The organism is Paraglaciecola arctica BSs20135, assembly GCF_000314995.1.
Lineage (GTDB): Bacteria > Pseudomonadota > Gammaproteobacteria > Enterobacterales > Alteromonadaceae > Paraglaciecola > Paraglaciecola arctica.
The window spans coordinates 191,133-212,863 of sequence record NZ_BAEO01000065.1 but is presented as its reverse complement, the minus strand read 5'-3'; the positions used below and the strand labels follow the sequence as shown (position 1 = coordinate 212,863).

The following is a 21,731-nucleotide window of genomic DNA, read 5'->3' as shown; positions in this document are numbered from 1 at the left end:
TCTATTTTATGCGCCACGCTCCAATCCAACTGATAATACCTAGAGTTATGCAACCAACACTCGGCCACCAGTGTGTTTGGTATATCGGTAATATTACAGCTGCAATACAAAAAGTTGCGCCAATTATGAGTAACTGTGAACTGTGATGTTGTTGTCTTAGTTGCTGCTGCTGCAATTCAAATTGGATTTTTTGTTGTTCGGGCAACTTTTTGACTTGTTTTAAAGTGTCATAAACCAAGTCAGGTATTTCAGGTAATTTCTCAGACCAATAAGGTATGTTGGTCGAAATCTTTTGATACATGGCTTTAAGCCCAATTTGTTCTTTCATCCAATTCTCTAAAAATGGTTTGGCGGTTTTCCACAAATCAAGTTGTGGGTATAACTGACGACCTAAGCCTTCAATGTAAAGTAGCGTTTTTTGTAGTAATACCAATTGTGGTTGTATCACCATATTAAAACGTCTGGCGGTATTAAACAGTTGCAGCAACACGTTACTAAATTCAATTTCGGCTAAAGGCTTTTGGAAAATGGGTTCGCAAACTTTGCGAATGGATGCTTCAAAATCATCGATGTCGGTATCCGATGGCACCCAACCCGAGTCCACATGTAGTTGAGCCACTTTACGATAATTACGATTAAAGAAGGCAATAAAGTTTTCGGCCAAATAACGTTTGTCTTCGCTATTTAGCGTGCCGACTATGCCAAAATCAATGGTGATATATTGTGGATCGTTTGGGTTTGCAGTTGATACAAAGATGTTGCCAGGATGCATATCCGCATGGAAAAAACTATCGCGAAACACCTGAGTGAAAAATACTTCTACACCGCGCTCTGCCAATCTTTTCATATTGGTATTACGGGCTACTAGCTGTTCTACATCAGCTATAGGTGTGCCGTAAATTCGCTCCATTACCATCACGTTTTTATGGCTATACTCACTATAGATAGTGGGCACATACAGCGCCGTTGAGCTTTCAAAATTACGTTTAAATTGAATGCCATTTTCAGCTTCGTGGGTTAAATCTAATTCATCAATAATAGTGCGTTCATATTCTTTGACTACTTCAACTGGGCGTAAACGTTTGCCATCGGGTAATAATTTTTGTAGGGCATTGGCGGCGGTGCGCATCAGTTCAATATCAGATTCGATGGTATGTTTAATATTCGGACGAATGACTTTAACAATGACATCTTGATTGCCGTTTTTTAACTTTGCGGCATGCACTTGAGCAATGGACGCTGAGGCTAATGGTTTAGTTTCAAATTCACTAAATACCTCACTGAGGTCTGTTAAACCTAAGGCTTGGCGAATAATTTGTTTGGCCAACTCAGAGTCAAATGGTTCGACTTGATCTTGCAAAATTGATAGTTCAGTTGCCACATCTGGTGGTAGCAAATCTTTGCGGGTAGACAACATTTGTCCAAATTTGATAAATACAGGACCTAATGTTTGTAAAGCTAACCTGATGCGTGTGCCTTGGGATTTATCGGGGTGTTTGTTACGCAGCCAAAAAAATCCAAATCGGCCTAATTTTGCATACCAAGGTAGCCACTTACTGGGAATAAGTTCATCTAGTCCGTGTTGCAACATCACCTTGTTAATTTGGTAAAAGCGTAGAATTCTCACGTTAGTTATTTGATCCCGTATCGACTTTCTTTTTTTGCTCGATTAACGCGACTCTGGCAGATAAACGTTCTGTAGCGCCACGTAGCTCACTTACACCTCGGCTAAATTCAAACATTTCACTAGGTTTGACTGCAATTGAGTCACTTTGGGTTAAACGTTCCCCAAGCTCTATCGCACCTTGTTCTATTTGTGTTTTAGCCGTATCGAACAAGGCTCTCATGCTGCTGAACGTTTGATGAGCCACGACATCGCCAGTGTATCCAGATAGCTGTTCTTCCCAGTCAATATCCAAATCTTTTAGCAATGCACTAAAAGTTTGTGCCACATAAATATCACCGATCAGATTGAGTTGTTTTTGTTGAATAAGTTGGGTGAGCTGGCTGCTATCTCTGAGTTTTGGTAATGTTTCCAAATTTAACTCGATCAAACAATCTACTGATAAAGAAGTTGGCTCTAAATCCTGGTCTGAAGTGATAACAGTGCGTACATCGATTTGCTCTGAAAACGTAAATAATAACGGCCAAGGCAATTCCTTAATGGATACCTGTAGAGATTTTCCAGACAATTTTTTCAAACCTTGTTGGCTATCATCATCGAGCTTAAGCAATTGGTTCATCGCCAGCTCGATCCCCGAGGTTACTAATTGGGCAAAGGGCATACTAAAATTTAAAGCCTCTGTGAAGAGCGACTATACCGCCGGTTAAATTTTTAAAAGTGGTTTGTTCAAACCCGGCTGTTTCCATCATAGCTTTGAGTACTTCTTGCTCAGGGTGCATACGAATAGACTCGGCCAAATATTGATAGCTGGCTGCGTCATTAGCCACAAGCTGGCCAATTTTAGGCAACAAATGGAATGAATACATATCGTAAGCTTTGTTCAACATCTCGTTGCTAGGTTTAGAAAATTCTAATACTAACAAACGGCCACCAGGTTTTAATACGCGGTACATAGACGCTAAAGCTTTGTCTTTATCAGTTACGTTGCGAAGTCCGAACGCAATAGTAATAATGTCAAAACTGTTATCAGGAAAAGGCAATGCTTCGGCATTAGCTTGCACATATTCCACATTGCCAACTATGCCTTTATCACGTAATTTATCGCGGCCTACTTTTAGCATGGCATCATTGATATCAGCCAACACCACCTGACCTGACTCACCTACAATACGGGAGAACTTAGCGGTTAAATCACCTGTGCCTCCGGCTAAATCCAATACTTTGTGCCCAGCGCGTACCCCACTGCAATCTATGGTGTAACGTTTCCATAAACGATGCACACCCAAAGACATTAAGTCATTCATAATGTCGTACTTTGCGGCCACCGACTGAAACACTTCTTTAACCATATTCACTTTTTGGCTGGACTCTACCTGTTTAAAGCCAAAGTGTGTGGTTTGTTCATGTTGTGTAGTGGTTTCTGGTGTTTCAGGCGCGCTCATGAGTGTTCCTTGGATAGCAATTGCCATTAGTTTACCCAATTAAGGCGTGGGCCAACAGTGATGTTTGTAGCTTTTTGAATGTAGTGGTTTGGTTAACAAGGGAATTGAGAGGAAATTAATAGAATAACCTCAGCCGAAAATATTGTAATCGACTGAGGAGAGGAGGTTCTAAAAGTTAAAGTGTGCTAATTATTTTATCCAAACCTAGTTTGGATTTTTTCACCGCTTGCATCGAAGATAGCCCATCTGGATATTCTTCTTGTTCTAAGACTAACCAACGCGTACCTCCTACTTTAGCTTGGGTTTTAATCAACCTTGCCCAGTCGTATTGGTCTTCTCCTAGAATAGGGCTTGCACCTTGAGGAGTTCTATTTTTACCATGATAGTTACGTATTTTTAGGTGAGTAGTTAATGTGCGTCCAGCGTAACGTTCAACGAATTCAACGGCATCTTTGTCAGCATAGTTTACCCAACCTACATCTAGCTGAAGTAATACATTTTGTGGGGTGTTTTTGGCAATGTAATCCCAATAAGTCAATTCCTGATATGCGTCAAATTCTTTGTCGTGATTATGGTAACCAATCAACATGTTTTTTTTGGCAAGTTTGTTTGATAATTCAGTTAACTCTGTGGTTAAACTCGCCACGCCATCAGCACTCCAAGCTCGACTATCCATAGGAATAATAACTAAATCAATGCCTAGTATTTTTAAGAAGTTGAGTGTCGGTTCTAATTTGTCGCCTCTCAGGCTATCAAAACCAACGTGGGCTCCACTGGCTTTTAAACCCAAAGAGGTTAAATACTCTTTTAAACCTTCTGGGTTATTTGAAAATTCACCAAAATTGCCAGCAAACTCTACGCCTTGAAATCCCATATCTGCGATCTGTTGTAAGGTGCCTTTAAAATCTTTTTCAAGTACATCTTTGACTGACCATAATTGAACACTCACAGGCGGGACTTTAATTTTTTCCGCTTGGTTGCTTTGTGAACCAGAACAAGCCGTTAGTCCAATTAAAGTCAGAGCTAAGTAGCAAGAAAGTATAATTTTATTCATGTTTTCACCTTTGGTTAACGTAATTATATGTTGAGCATTTGTTTGATTAAAAATTAATGTGACATTTCTGTTTTGTTGTTTTTGCCTTTGAGCGTGCCCAAAAATACAACTGCATCCCGTATCTACGCTTGGTCAGCATGTAGTTCATTACAGGCATTCCTGAGGCGGGTCTTTGAATAGTTTTTAGTGCAGACTTATTGAAAACTTGGAGTTTTTTACCTTGTTCTCTTAGGGTAATGTTTGTATCAGTTTCAGCTTTAAACAAGCCACATAACACTCTGCCGTCGCGCATTGTTAAATTTCTGTAAATATAACTATAACAAGATGGTAACTAAAAACTCACATATTGAGTAGTTAGTATTCAGTTGCCAATGCAACAAATTCGGCGTTGTTTAGGTGGTGATATATTTCAAATTTTAGCCAATAGAGAAATTACACCACGGCTGATTCAAATAACCAGAACTCGGGTTAAATATAATTATCTCCCACACTTTTAGAGATGATCATACTTAATTCTTGTAATGAGCGACCGCTCTGTTGTTGTAGTTCGTTAAAGCTTTGTTGAATGGCTGTGAGACTACGCTTTGACTGAGCTGAGCCAGAAATAATATTACGTTTGGTAAAATAACCCACTACATCATTGGTAAGTAAAAAGGTATCTTTGCCCATTGCTCGCAAACCATAAGGGCCAGTGTTACCACCGAGTCGTGCACCATGCTTTTTTAGGTAAGCCCAAAGGCCGATAATATCTTCACTTGGCCAATCAGCTACAAATTTAGCAAAACTGCCGTGCTCGCGAGCCACAGCATCAATCATTATGGCGTTGTCACGGATTGTCTTAACCTTAGTGTAATTACGGATAATACTAGGGTCTGCCGCTTTTTGTTCGAGCATTTCATCAGGTATTAATAGTATTTTTTCGATATTAAAATCAAAAAACATCCTTTCAAAATCAGGCCATTTGTTTCTAACTACGCGCCAAACAAAACCCGATTGGAATACTTTTTTACTGAATTCGGCTAAAAATCTATCATCACCAATTTGACTCAGTTTGTGGTTAGTCAAAGGTTTGTCAATTATGGTCAACAAGGCTTGCGGGCCTCCTTTTCGCTCGCAAGCTCTTTGGTAAATATGTTTAAAGGTTTCTAAGTTTTCCATTTTGATAGGTTATACCTTGATACTAAAATCGAACTTTGCTGGTTCCTCGATGCCAATTTGATTAATTCCAATAGTATTGTAGTGGTATCAATATGGCTAAATCGAGCGTCCGGTTCTGTTTATGAATGTGGAGAGAAAGAGTTGATTATATCAGAAACGTTTATGCAAAATCCTTAACTGTGTTTAGTTAGTACTCCTGTGCAATAAAACTAGCCGTTATTAGGTCTTTAAGCACAGTTAATTATTTAAAGGAAAAACATGTCCATTTTGCAGCACAGTCTTATTATCAGCGCGAGTTTACTCATGGCAAACAATGTTGTCGCCCAAGAGCAAGACAATAGTGTAGAGCGCATTGTTGTGACGGGGTCGGCGCAATCGGCAGTTATTATGTCGCCTAAAAACACTTTGGTTGATGGGCCATTTGGTAATAATAAAGTGGTGACAGACATTGCCCGTTCACTTACTTCAATTTCTAGCGATATGCTTGAGCAGTTATCCATTGATGACTTGCAGGATGTGCTTACCTTAGTGCCAAACACCTACGCAGCTAGCGGATTTGGCAATCCCAGTTTACCAACTATCCGTGGTCAATTGGGTGAAGTCTTCCAACAGGGATTGCGTCGTCAAGGTGGTAACAATGGTTTTGGTATTCCACTGTCGTTTAACAGTATCGGACAAATTGATGTGGTAAAAGGCGCACCATCGGTATTGCTAGGAACCTCTCAGCGTAATGGTGGCTTTGTTAATTTAAACAATAAGGTAGCCACATTAACCGGAACAGACATAAAATTTCAAGCCAGTGCCGGTAGCTGGGAACATTATCGCGCACAGCTCGATTTAAACACTGAGATTGAAAAGGGCAAAAGTGGTATTAGAATTAGCGCAGAATATATCGATAACGATAGTTATTATGATTTTAGCGGATATCACAGCGAAGACTTGTATGTCGCTTATCGCTTATTACCGGATGATAAATCTAGCTGGGATATCAGTTTTGAGTATTATGATGTTGATTTTACCGATAACGCAGGTATCAATCGCCCAACACAAAATCTAATTGATCATGGCTTATATATTACCGGTCAAGGTGTGCAACCAAACGGTTCACTCGTGCCTGGAGCGTTTGCGGTGGTGTCACCTACCTCTGAAGTGCCAATTCCTCGTAGTACAGTGCTGACAGATCCGGACAATATTAATAATGCGCAGACCTATTTAGTACACAGCACTTACCAGCGTCAACTTAGTGGGGTGCATAACTTAACCAATCGTAGTTATTTTCAATATTTAGCCCGAGAAGAAATCGCGCAAAACAGTTTTGTGGAAATTATTGATGGTGCTAAAACTGCGCAAAATAGAGTTGAAATCAATTCTATTTGGAACCCCAAACAACAAACAACTTGGGGCGTGGACATTCGCTATAACGATGTTGTTGGTTATAGTCAATTTACCACTGAAGCTGATCTGCCAATTGATTTACTTGGATCCATTGAACAGCGCCGTATCCCATTAACCGATGATCAAAAAAAGCGTTTAGTAGAATTACGCCCAGATGTTTACGTATCACCAGGGGCTAATTATGATTTAGATGGTGATGGTATAAATGATTTTTCGTTGTCTGATACTACCGATTCAACCACTTGGCAAACTGGCTTATTTGTTGATCAAGAAAGCGATTGGAGTGAGCGTTTTAGTACTAATCTGGGCGCCCGAGCTGATTATTATGATGTTAGCGCCCGAGACGCTCTAGCGCCCCAAGGCCAAATTGCGGCGCAGGATAATTTTAATACTTGGTTGTATTCTGGCTCAGCTAGCGCTCGTTTTAAACTTAGCAGCGAACTTGTGACCTATGGCACTTATACATACAGCGAAGCCACTTCTAACAGCATGGCTGGCGGTACTGTATTAGGTGCAGGTAACAAAATTAACCCTCTTAATTTTGCTATTGAAAACGAGTTATCGGAAATTGGGATCAAGTACGCGCCGGCCAATACACCCTGGTACGCAGATGCGTCGATATTTGAACAAACCCGCAGTTTGCGCAACCGAAATGGCAGTAATTCGGGGATAGTCGCAAAAGGTCTTGAAGCGCAGATATTTTATCAGGAGCAAGATGTATGGGCGAGTTTAGGTTACAGCTACTTAGATGCACGTTACGACGGTTCGGCTAGTTTTCAAGACTCTCAACAAGTGGCGGACACCTTCGATAACTCGCGGCCTGATATTATTCAAGGAACGGGGATTGGCGCACCAAATTTTGCGGGTTTCGCTGCTTCGGATCAACCAGTACAAGGTATCCCGCAACAAACCGTTTCTGTTAATTTAGGTTGGCAAATTATGGATAATTGGGATGTTTCAACTTCAGCGATATATAGCAAAAGTTACCCTCTGGATTATTTAGCCACGGTTTTAATTCGTGACCAAGTCACCTTTAATTTGAACACTAGGTTGGTTTTATCTGAGCAATCAAGTTTGCGTTTAGAAGTGCGCAATCTAACAGATGAAAAGAATTGGAGACCCTTGTTTGAGGGGGGCTACTTCGGTTCGACCTTGGTTTTCCCTGAATTACCAAGAAATGTACAACTAACCTATACCCACAGTTTTGGGGTATAGGCTAAATAAATTAACAAACTAACTAGAGCTTGATAATAGAAGTTAAGTTTTCTATTGGCAAGATTAAGCTGTAATGCCTGAATGACGCAATAATGCGTCAACTTCAGGTTCACGGCCTCTAAAGGCCACAAACAATTGCATAGGGTCTTTGCTGCCGCCCATTTCTAAGATGTTAGTCAAAAAGTCATGTCCAGTTTGTCGATTAAAAATACCTTCTTCTTCAAAACGGCTAAAGGCGTCAGATGACAACACCTCTGCCCATTTGTAACTGTAATAGCCTGCTGCATAACCACCGGCAAAAATATGTCCAAAGCTATTTTGAAAACGGTTAAAACTAGGAGGGATAAGCACCGCAACTTCCTCACGAACTTGATCTAACCATTGCTGTACATTGGTTTGCCCAGTCACAAAATGTTCATGTAAGCTAAAATCAAACAAGCTGAACTCTAACTGCCTGAGCATCTGCATAGCGGATTGGAAGTTTCGTGCGGCTAACATATTGTCGAGCAATACTTTAGGAAGCGGCTCGCCTGTTTCAAAGTGCCCAGAAATAAAACTTAAGGCTTCTGGTTGCCAGCACCAGTTTTCTAAAAACTGACTAGGTAATTCTACTGCATCCCATGGCACACCATTGATACCTGATACACCTCCGACGTTTATTTTAGTCAGCATGTGGTGAATGCCGTGACCAAATTCATGGAATAAAGTAACTACTTCATCATGTGTAAATAGCGCAGGTTTGTCGCCAACTGGGCCATTGAAATTACAGGTTAAATAAGCAACGGGATATTGCTGCGAACCGTCTAGTTTTTCGCGACGCACTTGGCATTCGTCCATCCAAGCACCACCACGTTTTTTCTCACGGGCAAATAAATCAAAATAGAAACTGCCACGTAATTCGCCAGTATCATCGTGAATATCATAAAAACGCACATCTTTATGCCAAGTGTCTATGTTGTCACGAGCAGTAATAGTTAAGTTGTATAAACGTGATATCACCTCAAACAAACCTTTCACAACAGTGTTTTCGGGGAAGTAGGGGCGTAATTGTTCATCGGAAATTTTATAGGTTTGTTCTTTTAACTTTTCGCTGTAATAAGCATAATCCCAAGCCTGCAACTTATCTGTTTGATAATGTTCTTTGGCATAAGCGGTGAGGGTTTGAATATCTTGTTGTGCTTGTGGTTTAGAGCGTTTGGCTAAATCTTGCAAAAATCCATTCACTTGTTCACTTGAATTGGCCATTTTACTTGCCAATGAATATTCAGAAAAATGTTTGAAACCCAGCAGTTGCGCTAATTCCTGACGTAAACTTAAAGTTTCGTTGATGATCTCGGTGTTATCCCATTTACCTGCATTGGGCCCTTGATCGGATGCCCTAGACGTATACGCACGATACATTTCTTCACGTAACTCAGCACTATCTGCATGGGTCATAATGGGTAAATAACTAGGAATGTCTAAGGTAAATAACCAGCCTTTTAAATTTTTACTTTCGGCAAGTTGTTTGGCTGCACCTAGAGCTGATTCTGGTAATCCCGCCAACTCACTTTCATCAGTAATTTGTTTTTGCCAGCCCAAAGTAGCATCCATCACATTATTGCTAAAGGTTGAACCTAAGTCAGACAAGCGGCTTTGTATCTCTGCATAACGAGCTTTTTTAGTAGCATCTAAAGCCACACCCGATAGTTTAAAATCACGGATAGCATGAGTAATGACTTTTTGCTGCGCTTCTGACAAGTCTGCATATTCATCGCTAGCTTCAATTTGGCAATAAGCCTTGTACAAGTCAGCATTTTGACCTACCCAAGTGCCATATTCTGATAAAGCAGGCAAACAAGCGTCATGTGCTTCGCGCAATTCATCATTACTTACTACGGAATTCATGTGGGAAATCGGTGACCATTTGCGGCTAAGAACATCGTCTATTTCTTCAATAGGTGCCACTAGATCAACCCAACTGAAACGACCTAAACTCAGTACTTCGGTAATTTTAGTTTTGCAGGCTTTAATCGCTTTTTCTATAGCAGGCTGAATATGTTCTGGTTTTATGGCGGAAAATTCTGGTAGGCCGGATAAATCATTAAGTGGGTTGCTCATAAAGTACTCTTGTCTTCTCAGTTACTTAAAGAAATTGGGTTGGTTTGACTAGATCTCAATAGCTGACCGGTAGTTCCCATAGATAATTTTGTCCGTGGTGTAATTAAACTGTGCCAAAGAGGTTCTTTTACGTACTTAAGGCTCATAAAAGATCAACAGCGCCGAAGTATCGATTTGCTAGATTGCATCAATTGATTAATTCCGGTGTTATTTTTGTAAGATAGATACTATCTTCAACTAAATATTTTTAACTAGGTAGGCTCATGGCAGATTTTGATTATATATGTATTGGTGGTGGCAGTGGCGGTATTGCATCGGCGAATCGCGCGGCTAAACACGGTAAAAAAGTAGCATTGGTAGAAGCAAATGCCATTGGCGGAACATGTGTGAATGTGGGCTGTGTGCCGAAAAAAGTGATGTGGTTTGGCGCACATGTTGCTGAAGCGATTAACTTGTATGCACCCGATTACGGTTTTGATGTCACAGTGAATAACTTTAACTGGCAAACCCTAGTGGATAGCCGCGAAGCTTACATCAAGCGTATTCACGGCAGTTACGGTAGTGGTTTTGAAAAAAATGGTGTAACACTTATCAATGGGTTTGCCACTTTTGTGAATAAAAACACCATAGAAGTAAACGGCAAACAGTACACTGCTGAACATATATTGATTGCCACAGGTGGTCGTCCTACTCAGCCTAAAATTCCAGGTGCTGAATTGGGTATCGATTCAAATGGCTTCTTCGACCTAACAGAGCAACCTAAACGCGCTGTTGTAGTTGGCGCAGGTTATATTGCTGTAGAGCTTGCTGGTGTCATGCACGCATTAGGTACAAAAACTGACTTAGTGGTACGTAAACATGCGCCACTGCGTACTTTTGACACTATGTTATCTGAGACCTTGGTAGAGCTTATGGCTCAAGACGGTCCTACATTACATACCCACGCCACACCTACTCAGGTGATAAAAAATTCTGATGGCTCTTTAACTATTGAATTTGAAAACGGCGAGTCAATCGAGACCGATTGTGTGGTTTGGGCAATAGGCCGTGAACCAGCCAACGATAAAATAGGCTTGGAGAATACTGGCGTGGAGCTAAACGAACGAGGCTACATTAAAGTTGATAAATTCCAAAATACTAACGTCGATGGCATATATGCAGTAGGTGATAACATTGGTTATGTTGAACTTACTCCTGTAGCCGTAAAATCGGGGCGTTTGTTATCTGAGCGTTTATTTAATGGCCAAACCAACGCTCATATGGATTACACCCTAATTCCAACAGTCGTTTTTAGTCATCCACCTATTGGCACAATCGGCTTGAGTGAAGCAGAAGCCAAAGAGGAATATGGAGAAGACAATATTACTGTGTATAACTCAGGTTTTGCAGCTATGTACACGGCTGTCACTAAACATCGCCAAATGACCCGTATGAAGTTAATTTGTGCAGGCGAAAACCAAAAAGTAGTCGGTTTGCACGGAATAGGTGCAGGAATGGATGAAATACTCCAAGGTTTTGGCGTAGCCATGAAAATGGGCGCAACTAAGGCTGATTTTGATTCTTGTGTGGCGATCCATCCAACCAGTGGCGAAGAGTTCGTTACCCTCAATTAACGATAGAACTTTCTGCCGTAATAGCTTAAATATGAGTTAATACCAAAGAACCTGAAAATATCCCTAGCGGTATTTTCAGGTTTTCTAGGTTTTACTTAACCTTGCATGCTTTCTAAGGTTTTACCCTTTGTCTCTTTGACCATTTTAATTACGAAGATCACTGACAAAAATGCGCAAACTGCATAAAACCCATAAGCACTCGCCAAACCAATAGTGGTTAACATAATTGGGAATGTCATGGTGATTGCAAAATTAGCTATCCACTGGGCAAACCCAGCCACAGCTAACCCTGAGCCGCGGATTTGATTAGGGAACATTTCACCCAGCAAGACCCACATAACTGGTCCCCATGATAGGTTAAAGAAAAACACATAAGCATTGGCTGCAACTAAGGCGAGCGTTCCATTTTCGCCTAACACTAAATTGCCATTTTCTGCCACGTCGGCATTGGCGAATACCCAAACAAGTGTGAGTAAAGTAATACTCATGCCAATTGAACCGATGATCAAAAATGGTCGTCTTCCCAGCTTATCGATAAGACTAATAGTTATCACGCAGGCAATAATACTGACTGCGCCAACAATTACATTAATCATCAGTGAATCTGATTCAGAGAAACCTACGGCTTGCCATAATACCGCGCCATAATAAAACACCACATTAATGCCAACTAATTGTTGAAACATGGCTAAGCCAATCCCCACCCAAACAATGGTTCTGACTTTCCCACCTGTTGCTAAATCTGATAGTTTTGGTTGGTGATTTTCTGTTGCAATTGATTGTTCAATTTCGCCCAATGTGAGCTTAGCTTGGTTAGCTCCATATAGTTTTGTGAGTGTGGCTAAGGCTTTTTCGCGTTTACCTTTGATCACTAAAAAACGAGGGCTTTCTGGAATGGCAAGCAAAGACAAAAAGAATATGGCTGCTGGCAATAGTTCTATCCAAAACATCCAGCGCCATGTTTGATAACCAAGCCAAAAAGGTTCTGTAGACCCGCCAGCTGTTTTGGCGAGCAAATAGTTGCTGATAAAGGCACAAAATAACCCGAATATTATGGCTATTTGTTGAATGGTGGCCAGCCTGCCTCGCATTCTTGCGGGAGCAATTTCGCTAATGTAAGCCGGAGCCATTACAGACGCAGCGCCAACAGCAAGGCCACCAATGATACGATAGAAAATAAACTCCGCTGAGCTTAGCGCGATCCCTGAGCCCCAAGCGCTTAAAACAAAGAATATGGCAGCAATAATAAGTAACCCCTTTCGGCCCAACCAATCTGCTAATGTGCCAGCCGCAAATGCACCCACAGCACAGCCCAACAGCATACTGGCGACATTAAAGCCTTGGCCAATGGATTCAGATTTAAATGCCATGGTCAGTCCATCAACCGTGCCGTTTATGACGCCACTATCAAAGCCAAATAAAAATCCGCCAATGGTAGCGACAGTGCTAATGATAATAATAAAAAGTAGATTTTCTTTTTGAGAATGGTTGTTCATCTTTGAGTTTCACTTTTTTAAGGTTGCCAAAAATCCACTGACATCGACACAATGCAGTGGCTATTTGTATGAAATTTGGGATTAGTTAGACTGTGGTTTTTTATTGAGTCTGATTTTGTTATCACTCAATTTCTCGAAAATAACATCAAAGTTACTTTCCAATGCGGCTAAAAAACCACTAATATCAGACGTCTTGAAAAGCCCTGCAATTTGCAGGTGTTTAATCTCTTCATCTCCAAAATCAAATTGATAGTTGGTGTAGCGGGCGACTTCTTGCATTGCTTCAAACAGGCTTTCTCCTCTAAAAACCAGATTGCCTTGTTGCCAAGCCAAGTCAGACGCTAGTTTTACCTCGTCACTACCGATAATGTTGGTATTGCTCGCTTTAAGCTGAGCTTTTTGCCCTTTGCTTACAGCAAAAGATTTGGGAGGTAAATATACATTTTTTAATTTCAAGGGTGCTACGTTTTGACTATTGATGTCAGTAACTAAAACCTTGCCATCAGTCACAATCAATTCCACTTCATCTGCTGCAAGTTCAACATTAAAAGCAGTACCAACGGCTTGGATGATATTTGAGCCAGCATAAACACTTAAAGGTTTTTGTTTGTTGTGGGCAACCACCACATGCATTTCACCTCGTATTAACTCGAATACACGTTGCTTATCTGTATAAGTCACTTTAACTAAACTATTTGTATTCAATTTTATTTGCGTTTTATCCTGCAAGGATATGGTGGATTGTTCTCCAATTTTAGTTTCGTATTCGTTATTAAACTGGACTATTTGTGTTGCGTTTGACCCTAAAAAAAGGTCTGCGTTGAACCATAAACCCAATGAAATAAGCGATGCGAAAATGAAACTCGCAGCCCAAGCTAAAACAGGTGCTTTTTTACTGGATACATTTTGAAGTTTGCGAGGAAACAACTCACTAAGCTGAGAGAGAGATTCCATTTTGTCCCATAACTCTACCAACTGCATAAAGGTTTCAGTATTCGTAGGTGAATCTTGTAGCCAAGTTTTAAGCTCTCTTAGCTCTTGGTTTGATAACCCTCTGTCTAGCCGAGTGATCCATACACTCGCTTCATCGATAGGGTCTTTATTGATGTTAATCCCAACCACCTTACTCATCTTTTTGCCTCTTGAGCATTTACTGCAGATACGCTTGCCGACTCGGACTGACGAATTCCAACATTTGATTGATTGATGCCCAACATGTGGCTGGCGCATCGTTTAAACCCCACGGCTATATGTTTTTCCACCGTGCTCTCACTTAAGTTCATCTCTTTGGCTATTTCTTTTTGAGTATAACCATAGACTTTTTTTAATACAAAAACCCGCCTACACTGCACCGGCAATTGACGAACTGCCTCGCAAAAATGGGCAAATTCTTCTTTACTCGCTGCGGTTTCAAACACCTCATCGTGAATGGCAGCTTCGATATCAAAATCACATTCAGTTTCCACACCATCGGCTAATCGCGTCTCGGCCTTTTTTAAATGGTCAAACGCCAAATTCCGTGCCGTTTTCATTAAAAAAGACTTGTGTTGTTCAACTGGCTCACGTTTATCCATTTGACAAATTCGCACGTAAGTTTCTTGAACTATATCTTCAATCTCTTTAGGCGGTACTATGCGTGATACCATCCGTAACATACTATCCCTAGCAGCCAAAAATACTGGATGCCAAGATGTATTTGTTGTTATCTTTTTTTGCATTTTTAGGTGCTAACTCTTATCGACATTTGGTAGCCTCGAGATGTAAGACGATTACCAATCAAAATTCCGCTAGTTAAATGTTGATTGACTGCAAACAGTGTTTTGATCTTAGTGCCATTCATGGAAATTAAGTGTAACTTTTTTGTTAATACATGTTAACGTTTTAGGACTCTATGTATCCTGTTTGCACATGAAAATACGACTATAACGTATTGTTTGATTTATGAAATTTAAGAAGATACTGCAAATTTTTATAAAAAAACTTAGACCCAAAAAAGGCGTTTTCTGGATAGTTCTATGTTTGTTTAGTGAATTATTATGGGCGCTTCCTAAGCAAAACCTGCAGAATTTTAATATTGACTCCGGCTCTGCCGACGTTTCGTTAATTGAATTTGCCAAACAAGCCAACTTCACCATCATCTTTCCTTATGAAAAAGTGCAATCCCGTCGTTCAAATTCTTTAAAAGGTAGTTTTACCATTGAACAAGGTATTGCTAAGTTACTTGAAGGTACAGGACTGGTTGCTTCTTTTGAAACAGATGGTGTGGTGACTATCAAGCGTATTTCTATTCGCGATACAGTGATTGAAGATAAATCATTATTTCAAGAACTAGTGGACTTGTTTGCAGGCAAAGGGGATGACCTTGTCATTTTTCCTGAAGAACCACTACTTATGGAACTTATCGAAGTGCGTGGGATCCGAAGCAGCATGGATTGGGCCTTAGATATCAAACAAGAATCAATAGGCGTGTCAGAATCTATCCAGTCGGAAGAAATTGGTAAGTTTCCAGATCTCAATTTGGCCGAGTCTTTGCAAAGAATAACGGGTGTTTCAATTGATCGTTCCGAGGGAGAAGGGCAATTTGTCACTGTGCGAGGCTTAGGTCCACAATTTAATACTGTATTGAGTAATGGACGCAGATTGGCGACGGATAACCAAGGGCGTGAATTTAGTTTTGATACTATAGCTTCAGAATTAGTGACATCAGTGAGTGTCGATAAAACTTTTTCTGCGTCACAACCTTCCGGAGGAATTGGTGCCATCATTAACATCAAGACGGCAAGGCCAATGGCAACACGAGAATTTAAAGTCGCCGGCAGTGTACAAGCAACCTTTGATACAAACAGTCAAAAAACCGCTCCCCAGGGCACTGTGTTTTTTAGTAACAGTAATGACAAATTGGGATGGCTGGTGTCACTATCACACCAAATTCGAGATGCTCGTGTTAATGAAGTGCAAACAGATGGTTGGTTATTAAATACCGACGTTCCTGTGGAGCAAATTACTAGTACAGCGGATAATATTTTTGTACCCAGAAACTATGATCAAAGAGTACGCTTTGATCAACGAACTCGAAGTGGTGGTACATTGGTTTTGCAATACAAAGTAACACCAGATTTAGAAATCAGCCTAGACTATTTGCAGTCAAATTTTAATGTAAAAACTAATTCCACATCTCTAGGTCACTGGTTTACATCGAGTAATTTGGAAGATGTCGTCACCGATGATAATGGTACTGCAATTGAGTTTTCACAAAATGTTGGTCACGCTACTGATTTCCATGCCCGCACGTTTGATAGGCCTTCTAGTTTAAGTGCTCTAGGATTGAACAGTAGTTTGCACGTTTCTCCAAAAGTGTTAATGGAATTTGATGTCTCTACTTCTAAAGCCAGTACCAAGGATAGAATAGGCGCGGGTAACGCTTTGACCTTAATTGGTTACCTAAATCGATCTTCATTTTCCATTTCAGAAGATAATATCCTGCCTCTGATATCCAACTTTGAGTCTGCTGATCCAACTATAATCGATGCGTCAGGAGAAGCCGCAGGAGTGTCAAATTATTTAGACCCGGTTAACGGTAAAGCACATGTAATGTTACGTCGCGGTTGGAACATTGAAGACAAATTTGACCAGTTAAAAACCGATGTTACCCTTTTTGAGGGGCTTAATTCTAACGTAGATATTAAATTAGGATTGATGTATTCGAAACAATCAAAACGTAACGAACGTTGGGATAATGAAAAAAATGCGGTGCATTGTTCTTTTTGTGGTTATTTCCCAGAGCCTGACCTTCCAGATAGTTTTCAAACAATATTTGATGTCGGCAATGACTTTCTAGGAAGTGTAAGTGGAAGTGAAAATTTGCCAAAACTTTGGTTAAGACATGATGGTGAAACTTTATTTAGTTTTCTTGAATCAGTTAGCGATGTGAATTTCGATGCCGTAATACGAAATAACTCTTTCACAGTGGATGAAAAAGTCACCTCGGCCTATATTCAAGGGCATCAGCGAGCAGAATGGCAGGATATTGAATTTTCTACAATTTATGGTGTTCGTTATGAAAATACTGACATTGTGGTTACTGGTTTTGAATCAGATTTATTAGCCCTTACTATCCTTGATCAAACAGAATTAGGACAACTTAACTCCCCGGGGCGCATTATTTCACGTTCGGCCACTTACAATAATTGGTTACCCAGTTTATCGATAAAAGCCCAATGGCAAGACAATATAGTGGCCAGATTTGGTCTGTCGCGCTCGCTAACACGGCCAACTATGAGTCAGTTATCACCAAGTCTAGTATTAACTACTACTCGTCAAGGTGGAGATTTACGAGCTAGCTCAGGGAACCCAGAACTAAAGCCATTTGAATCTACCAACTTCGATTTAACCCTTGAATGGTACTACCAACCATTAAGCTACATATCAGCAAGTTATTTCAAAAAGAAAGTCAGCAATTTCATCGTTAGTACAGTGACAAAAATGACCATAAATGATGTTACTGATCCAAGTACAGGGACCGATTCTCGTGCTCCAGATAGTGAAGATACACTCGCAGAATTTGATTTAACTACACCTACCAATGGCCAAACGGCAACAGTAAGTGGCTTTGAGTTTGCGATACAGCATGACTTTGAAAGTGGTTGGGGCGTAGTGGCAAACATGACTTTGGTAGACAGTAACGCCAAACTCAATCCAACTGATATTTCACAAAAATTTGCTTTAACGGGGTTAAGTAACTCACAAAACTTGATCCTTTATTACGAGAAAGGTCCAAGCCAAATTAGGTTGGCTTGGAATCATCGTGATGGATTTTTGCAATCTTTGGTGCAAATACAAGGGCCAGAACCTACTTACGTGCGTAGTTATCAACAACTTGATTTAAGTGCTAGTTATGCACTTAATGACAATTTTTCAATGTTTATTGAGGGAGTCAATATTACTGAGGAAAATGTACTTAAGCATGGTCGTTTTAGTAACCAATTACTTTTGGCACAGCAACCAGGTGCCCGTTATTCTGTTGGTTTACGGGGTAGTTTTTAATATCGACTACAATTGAATGATATAAGCCTTTAAATTAATGGTCATAATTTACTCATAAAACAAGCTACACGCCTTGTCTAAAATTGCTAACTCTCAGATCTAAATCTCTAATTCATAACTCACTCAGTGGTCACTTATTTATACGGATAGATAGTGGTTTTAGCGCAGATACCAGGCTAAAAAATAATTATTTATCGCAAAATCTCCAAATCAACTAGCGGAAAATTGATTCTAGATCGTCTGGAAAGTTGCTCCATGTAAAAAAAATGTAAATAAAGTTGGCGGCAATTTAACAATGATTAGGTGTTATTGCCTGCCTTACTAACAAAGCACACACAGGCACATAAATATGATTAATAAAGCACAAAAAACATTTCATAAATCAATACTCGCCAAAAGCATAGGTTTGATGTTGGGTACGGTCGTTCTTACTCCAGCTATAGCACAAGAAGTTGATAACACTGAAGTTATCCAAGTGAGTGGCGTACGAGGCAGTTTGTCTCAGTCAATGGATATTAAACGTCAATCTTCAGGTGTTGTTGACGCTATTTCTGCGGTAGATATGGGCAAATTCCCCGATACTAACCTCGCAGAATCTTTGCAGCGTATTACCGGTGTTTCTATTAACCGTGTAAATGGTGAAGGGTCTGAAGTCACAGTTCGTGGATTTGGCGGTAACTTTAACTTAGTGACCTTAAACGGTCGTCAAATGCCAGCCGCTAACGTAGGCAGTATCACTGGTAACCCACAAGATAAAGGTGCAGCAGGTACGAGTCGCTCATTCGATTTTTCCAATCTTGCATCAGAAGGTGTTAGTGGAATCGAAGTATATAAAACAGGCCAGGCGGGGATCAGTTCTGGTGGCCTTGGTGCAACAATTAATATCAATACTCTTAAACCTTTAGCCGCAGGGAAAAATATTGGATCTGTTGGTGTTAAAGCGGTTAAAGATGAAAGTGGTGATGGTATTACGCCGGAGCTAAGTGGTGTAGCTAATTGGGTAAATGATGATGCAACTTTTGGTGTGTCATTGTTTGGTTCATTCCAAGAACGTGACTCTGGTAGTCGCCACATGAGTACTGAAGTCTATGAATTGCGTACATATAATGGTGCGGCGGATTTAGACTCTCTTACCATCCCCGGTGCAACAGTGGTAAATGAACCTACTATTGGTCAAATTGTATCTATACCTAGTAATATTGGTCTAGGTACTAACCAAGATAATCGTGAACGTACTAATGCTATGTTAACGGTGCAATTTGCACCTATGGAAAATTTAACATTAACCGCTGATGCTACTTACGCAAAAAATGAAAAAAACTCAACATCACTTATTGATGGTATTTGGTTTGCAAGGCAGTTCAGTTCGGTTGAATTTGATGGCAACCCGGTTGTGTCTACACCAGTTAAATTTTCTGAGACAGGTGGCGCAAATAACCAAGTAATAGGTAAAGATTTCTTTTTTCAAAACTTAGCACTAGCAACCAAGGATGAACTCAAATCTTTTGGTTTTAATGCTGAGTATGACGTGACAGATAACTTACGCTTAAATTTTGATGTTGCTACATCAGAAGCAACTAGTGGTGGTGCAGGCCCAGATGGACTGAACGTTATTCGCTTTAATATGGCAGGTGCTACAGCGGGTTGGCAAACGGTCGATTTTACTCAAGCAATACCTGCAGCAAGCATTTTAGTTGAAGATAGTATTAAAGGTGGTAACGGCAACGGGATTTTTGACAAGGCTGATGTTGGTTCTCAGGTAACACAAACAGATAAGTCGAATCAAAAAACCAACGTAGACCAAATTCGTTTTGAAGGTCAATGGATAGGTGATGAAATTACCGTTGATTTTGGTGTGGGGTATCTTTCAACAGAAATGAGACAAACACGTCAAGCCTCGACAGACGCCTTGGGTGATTGGGGCGTAACCGCACCTGGTGATATTCCAGAGGGTTTGTTTGATATAAGCTGTACCGCTTGTGCATTTGAAGATCATGATCTATCAGGTGTTGAAGGTGCTGATGCTAATTCACCAGGTGGTACCACAATACCCTTAGGCAGTGTTTCATTTGGGGGCGATCCTCTTGCTCTTCTAAATGCTGTGGGTCCCACGTATGGCGTATCCTTAGCTGATCGCTCTATCAATACTGATGATGATAATACAGTTGAAGAAGAAATTATTTCTGTCTATGTTCAAGCGTCTATGGATTATGAAATTGGTGATATGCCTTTAAACGTTGTTGCGGGTTTGCGTTATGAGCAAACGGATGTGACCTCATCGTCGAATCAATTTTTGCCTACACAAATAATTTGGGAAGCAGATAACGACTTTTTACCCGTATTAGGTACAACGATAGAAACTATCCGGGACACAAACGACTACTCTAACTTTTTACCCAATCTTGATTTAACTCTTGATGTGAATGATGACATTAAGGCTCGTGCTTCTTTCAGTAAAACATTGGCTCGACCTTCTTATGAGCAATTGTTCCAATCGACTTCAATTTCACCTCCGCCACGTATAACTTCATTAGGTGGTGTGGCAACAGGTACATCAGGTAACGCACAATTAGCGCCACTTGAGTCCACTAACATCGACTTGTCTGCTGAGTATTACTACAGCGACTCTAGTATGATTTCTATAGGTTATTATAGAAAAGACGTGAAAAATTTTGTGGGTATAGCGCAGTCTGAAAAATCATTGTTTGGCTTGTTAGATGCTACTTCAGGTGCTGCTGGTACAACTTCAGGTGATGCCATTGCAGCATTGAATGCCGGAGGTTATGACATTACCGAAGTTAACATGTTTACCATGTCGGCAGTTTTGCAAAACCCTGCGAATTTTCCTAATGGCGCTGCAGATTTCCAAGATCCGGTAGCCAATCCAAACTTTGAAGGTCAAGTGTTTGCTGCTTATGATGTTTTCCCAGAAGCGGGTGATCCATTATTACAATTCCAGGTAACGGGTCCTGTTAATGACAAAAGTGCTGTGATAGATGGTTTTGAGTTTGCATGGCAACATTTCTTTGGTGAGTCAGGTTTTGGCTATCAATTAAACTACACCACAGTAGACGGTGATATTGGTTTTGATAACGGCGGCGCTATCAATGTGGACCAATTTGCATTGGAAGGTTTAAGTGATACGGCTAACGTAGTGTTAATCTACGAAAAAGAAGGGTTTTCAACGCGTATTGCCTATAACTGGCGAGATGAGTTTTTAAGTCAAACTAACCGTGGTAAAGGCCCGCGTAACCCAGTTTACGTATCTGAAACTGAGCAAATTGATATTAATGTTGGTTATCAGGTGAGCGAGGATTTATCACTAAGTTTAGATATTATTAACTTATTGGAAGAAGGTCAGCGTAAATTTGGTCGTAGCAAGAATAATATTTTCTTTGTTCAAGAAGCAGATAGACGCATGGTATTAAGTGCAAGTTATAGCTTCTAAGCATTTAATATTATCCCTCGGTCAGGGTCTCTGACTGAGGTGTTTATTAAAAGTGTAAGAACAACATTACCGAGGGTGAAACAATTTTGTTTCACCCCTATTCGTTGCGTCGACATTTCTGGCAATGCTAGTATGAATAAAGC

The 21,731-nt window shown here is 40.4% G+C and carries 13 protein-coding genes; 4 read left to right on the top strand and 9 right to left on the bottom strand.

Annotated features, from left to right (window positions below; translation table 11 throughout):
- Position 1: 1 nt before the first annotated feature.
- From ubiB to GARC_RS23395, 5 genes are all read right to left on the bottom strand, one after another.
- A complete protein-coding gene (gene ubiB, locus GARC_RS23420) occupies positions 2–1,627 on the bottom strand; it encodes a ubiquinone biosynthesis regulatory protein kinase UbiB (protein WP_039990386.1) in 1,626 nt (541 codons plus the stop codon).
- A gap of 1 nt (position 1,628) precedes the next feature.
- A complete protein-coding gene (locus tag GARC_RS23415; RefSeq protein ID WP_007625252.1) occupies positions 1,629–2,285 on the bottom strand; it encodes a ubiquinone biosynthesis accessory factor UbiJ in 657 nt (218 codons plus the stop codon).
- A 1-nt stretch (position 2,286) separates the two neighbouring features.
- Positions 2,287–3,066 (bottom strand): bifunctional demethylmenaquinone methyltransferase/2-methoxy-6-polyprenyl-1,4-benzoquinol methylase UbiE, encoded by a 780-nt coding sequence (gene ubiE, locus GARC_RS23410; protein ID WP_007625249.1) that lies wholly within the window; start codon positions 3,064–3,066, stop codon positions 2,287–2,289.
- 175 nt (positions 3,067–3,241) lie between these two features.
- Complete coding sequence (locus GARC_RS23405) at positions 3,242–4,120, bottom strand: sugar phosphate isomerase/epimerase family protein (RefSeq protein WP_007625247.1); 879 nt, start codon at positions 4,118–4,120, stop codon at positions 3,242–3,244.
- 468 nt (positions 4,121–4,588) lie between these two features.
- Positions 4,589–5,278 carry a DNA-3-methyladenine glycosylase I gene (locus GARC_RS23395; RefSeq protein ID WP_007625242.1) on the bottom strand — a complete coding sequence of 230 codons (690 nt, stop codon included), beginning with the start codon at positions 5,276–5,278 and terminating at the stop codon, positions 4,589–4,591.
- Between the two features lie 258 nt (positions 5,279–5,536).
- On the opposite strand from GARC_RS23395, the gene GARC_RS23390 reads away from it, so the two are divergent.
- On the top strand, positions 5,537–7,888 hold the full coding sequence (locus tag GARC_RS23390; protein WP_007625240.1) for a TonB-dependent receptor: 2,352 nt from the start codon (positions 5,537–5,539) through the stop codon (positions 7,886–7,888).
- 63 nt (positions 7,889–7,951) lie between these two features.
- Here GARC_RS23390 and prlC read toward each other — a convergent pair whose 3' ends face one another.
- Positions 7,952–9,988: an oligopeptidase A gene (gene prlC / locus GARC_RS23385; RefSeq protein ID WP_007625238.1), complete on the bottom strand. Its 2,037-nt coding sequence runs from the start codon at positions 9,986–9,988 to the stop codon at positions 7,952–7,954.
- A 263-nt stretch (positions 9,989–10,251) separates the two neighbouring features.
- On the opposite strand from prlC, the gene gorA reads away from it, so the two are divergent.
- On the top strand, positions 10,252–11,601 hold the full coding sequence (gene gorA / locus GARC_RS23380) for a glutathione-disulfide reductase (RefSeq protein WP_007625236.1): 1,350 nt from the start codon (positions 10,252–10,254) through the stop codon (positions 11,599–11,601).
- A 95-nt stretch (positions 11,602–11,696) separates the two neighbouring features.
- Here gorA and GARC_RS23375 read toward each other — a convergent pair whose 3' ends face one another.
- From GARC_RS23375 to GARC_RS23365, 3 genes are all read right to left on the bottom strand, one after another.
- Positions 11,697–13,097 carry a sugar porter family MFS transporter gene (locus GARC_RS23375; protein WP_007625234.1) on the bottom strand — a complete coding sequence of 467 codons (1,401 nt, stop codon included), beginning with the start codon at positions 13,095–13,097 and terminating at the stop codon, positions 11,697–11,699.
- 81 nt (positions 13,098–13,178) lie between these two features.
- Entirely contained in the window at positions 13,179–14,228 is a 1,050-nt protein-coding gene (locus tag GARC_RS23370; protein WP_007625232.1) for a FecR family protein, read from the bottom strand.
- Complete coding sequence (locus tag GARC_RS23365) at positions 14,225–14,743, bottom strand: RNA polymerase sigma factor (protein ID WP_007625226.1); 519 nt, start codon at positions 14,741–14,743, stop codon at positions 14,225–14,227. The genes GARC_RS23370 and GARC_RS23365 overlap by 4 nt, the downstream gene beginning before the upstream one ends.
- 373 nt (positions 14,744–15,116) lie before the next feature.
- Between GARC_RS23365 and GARC_RS23360 the strand changes: the two genes are divergently transcribed.
- Together GARC_RS23360 and GARC_RS23355 are read left to right on the top strand one after the other, a co-directional pair.
- Entirely contained in the window at positions 15,117–18,140 is a 3,024-nt protein-coding gene (locus GARC_RS23360; RefSeq protein ID WP_007625222.1) for a TonB-dependent receptor, read from the top strand.
- 349 nt (positions 18,141–18,489) lie between these two features.
- Positions 18,490–21,588 (top strand): TonB-dependent receptor, encoded by a 3,099-nt coding sequence (locus tag GARC_RS23355; protein ID WP_007625220.1) that lies wholly within the window; start codon positions 18,490–18,492, stop codon positions 21,586–21,588.
- Positions 21,589–21,731: the final 143 nt, after the last annotated feature.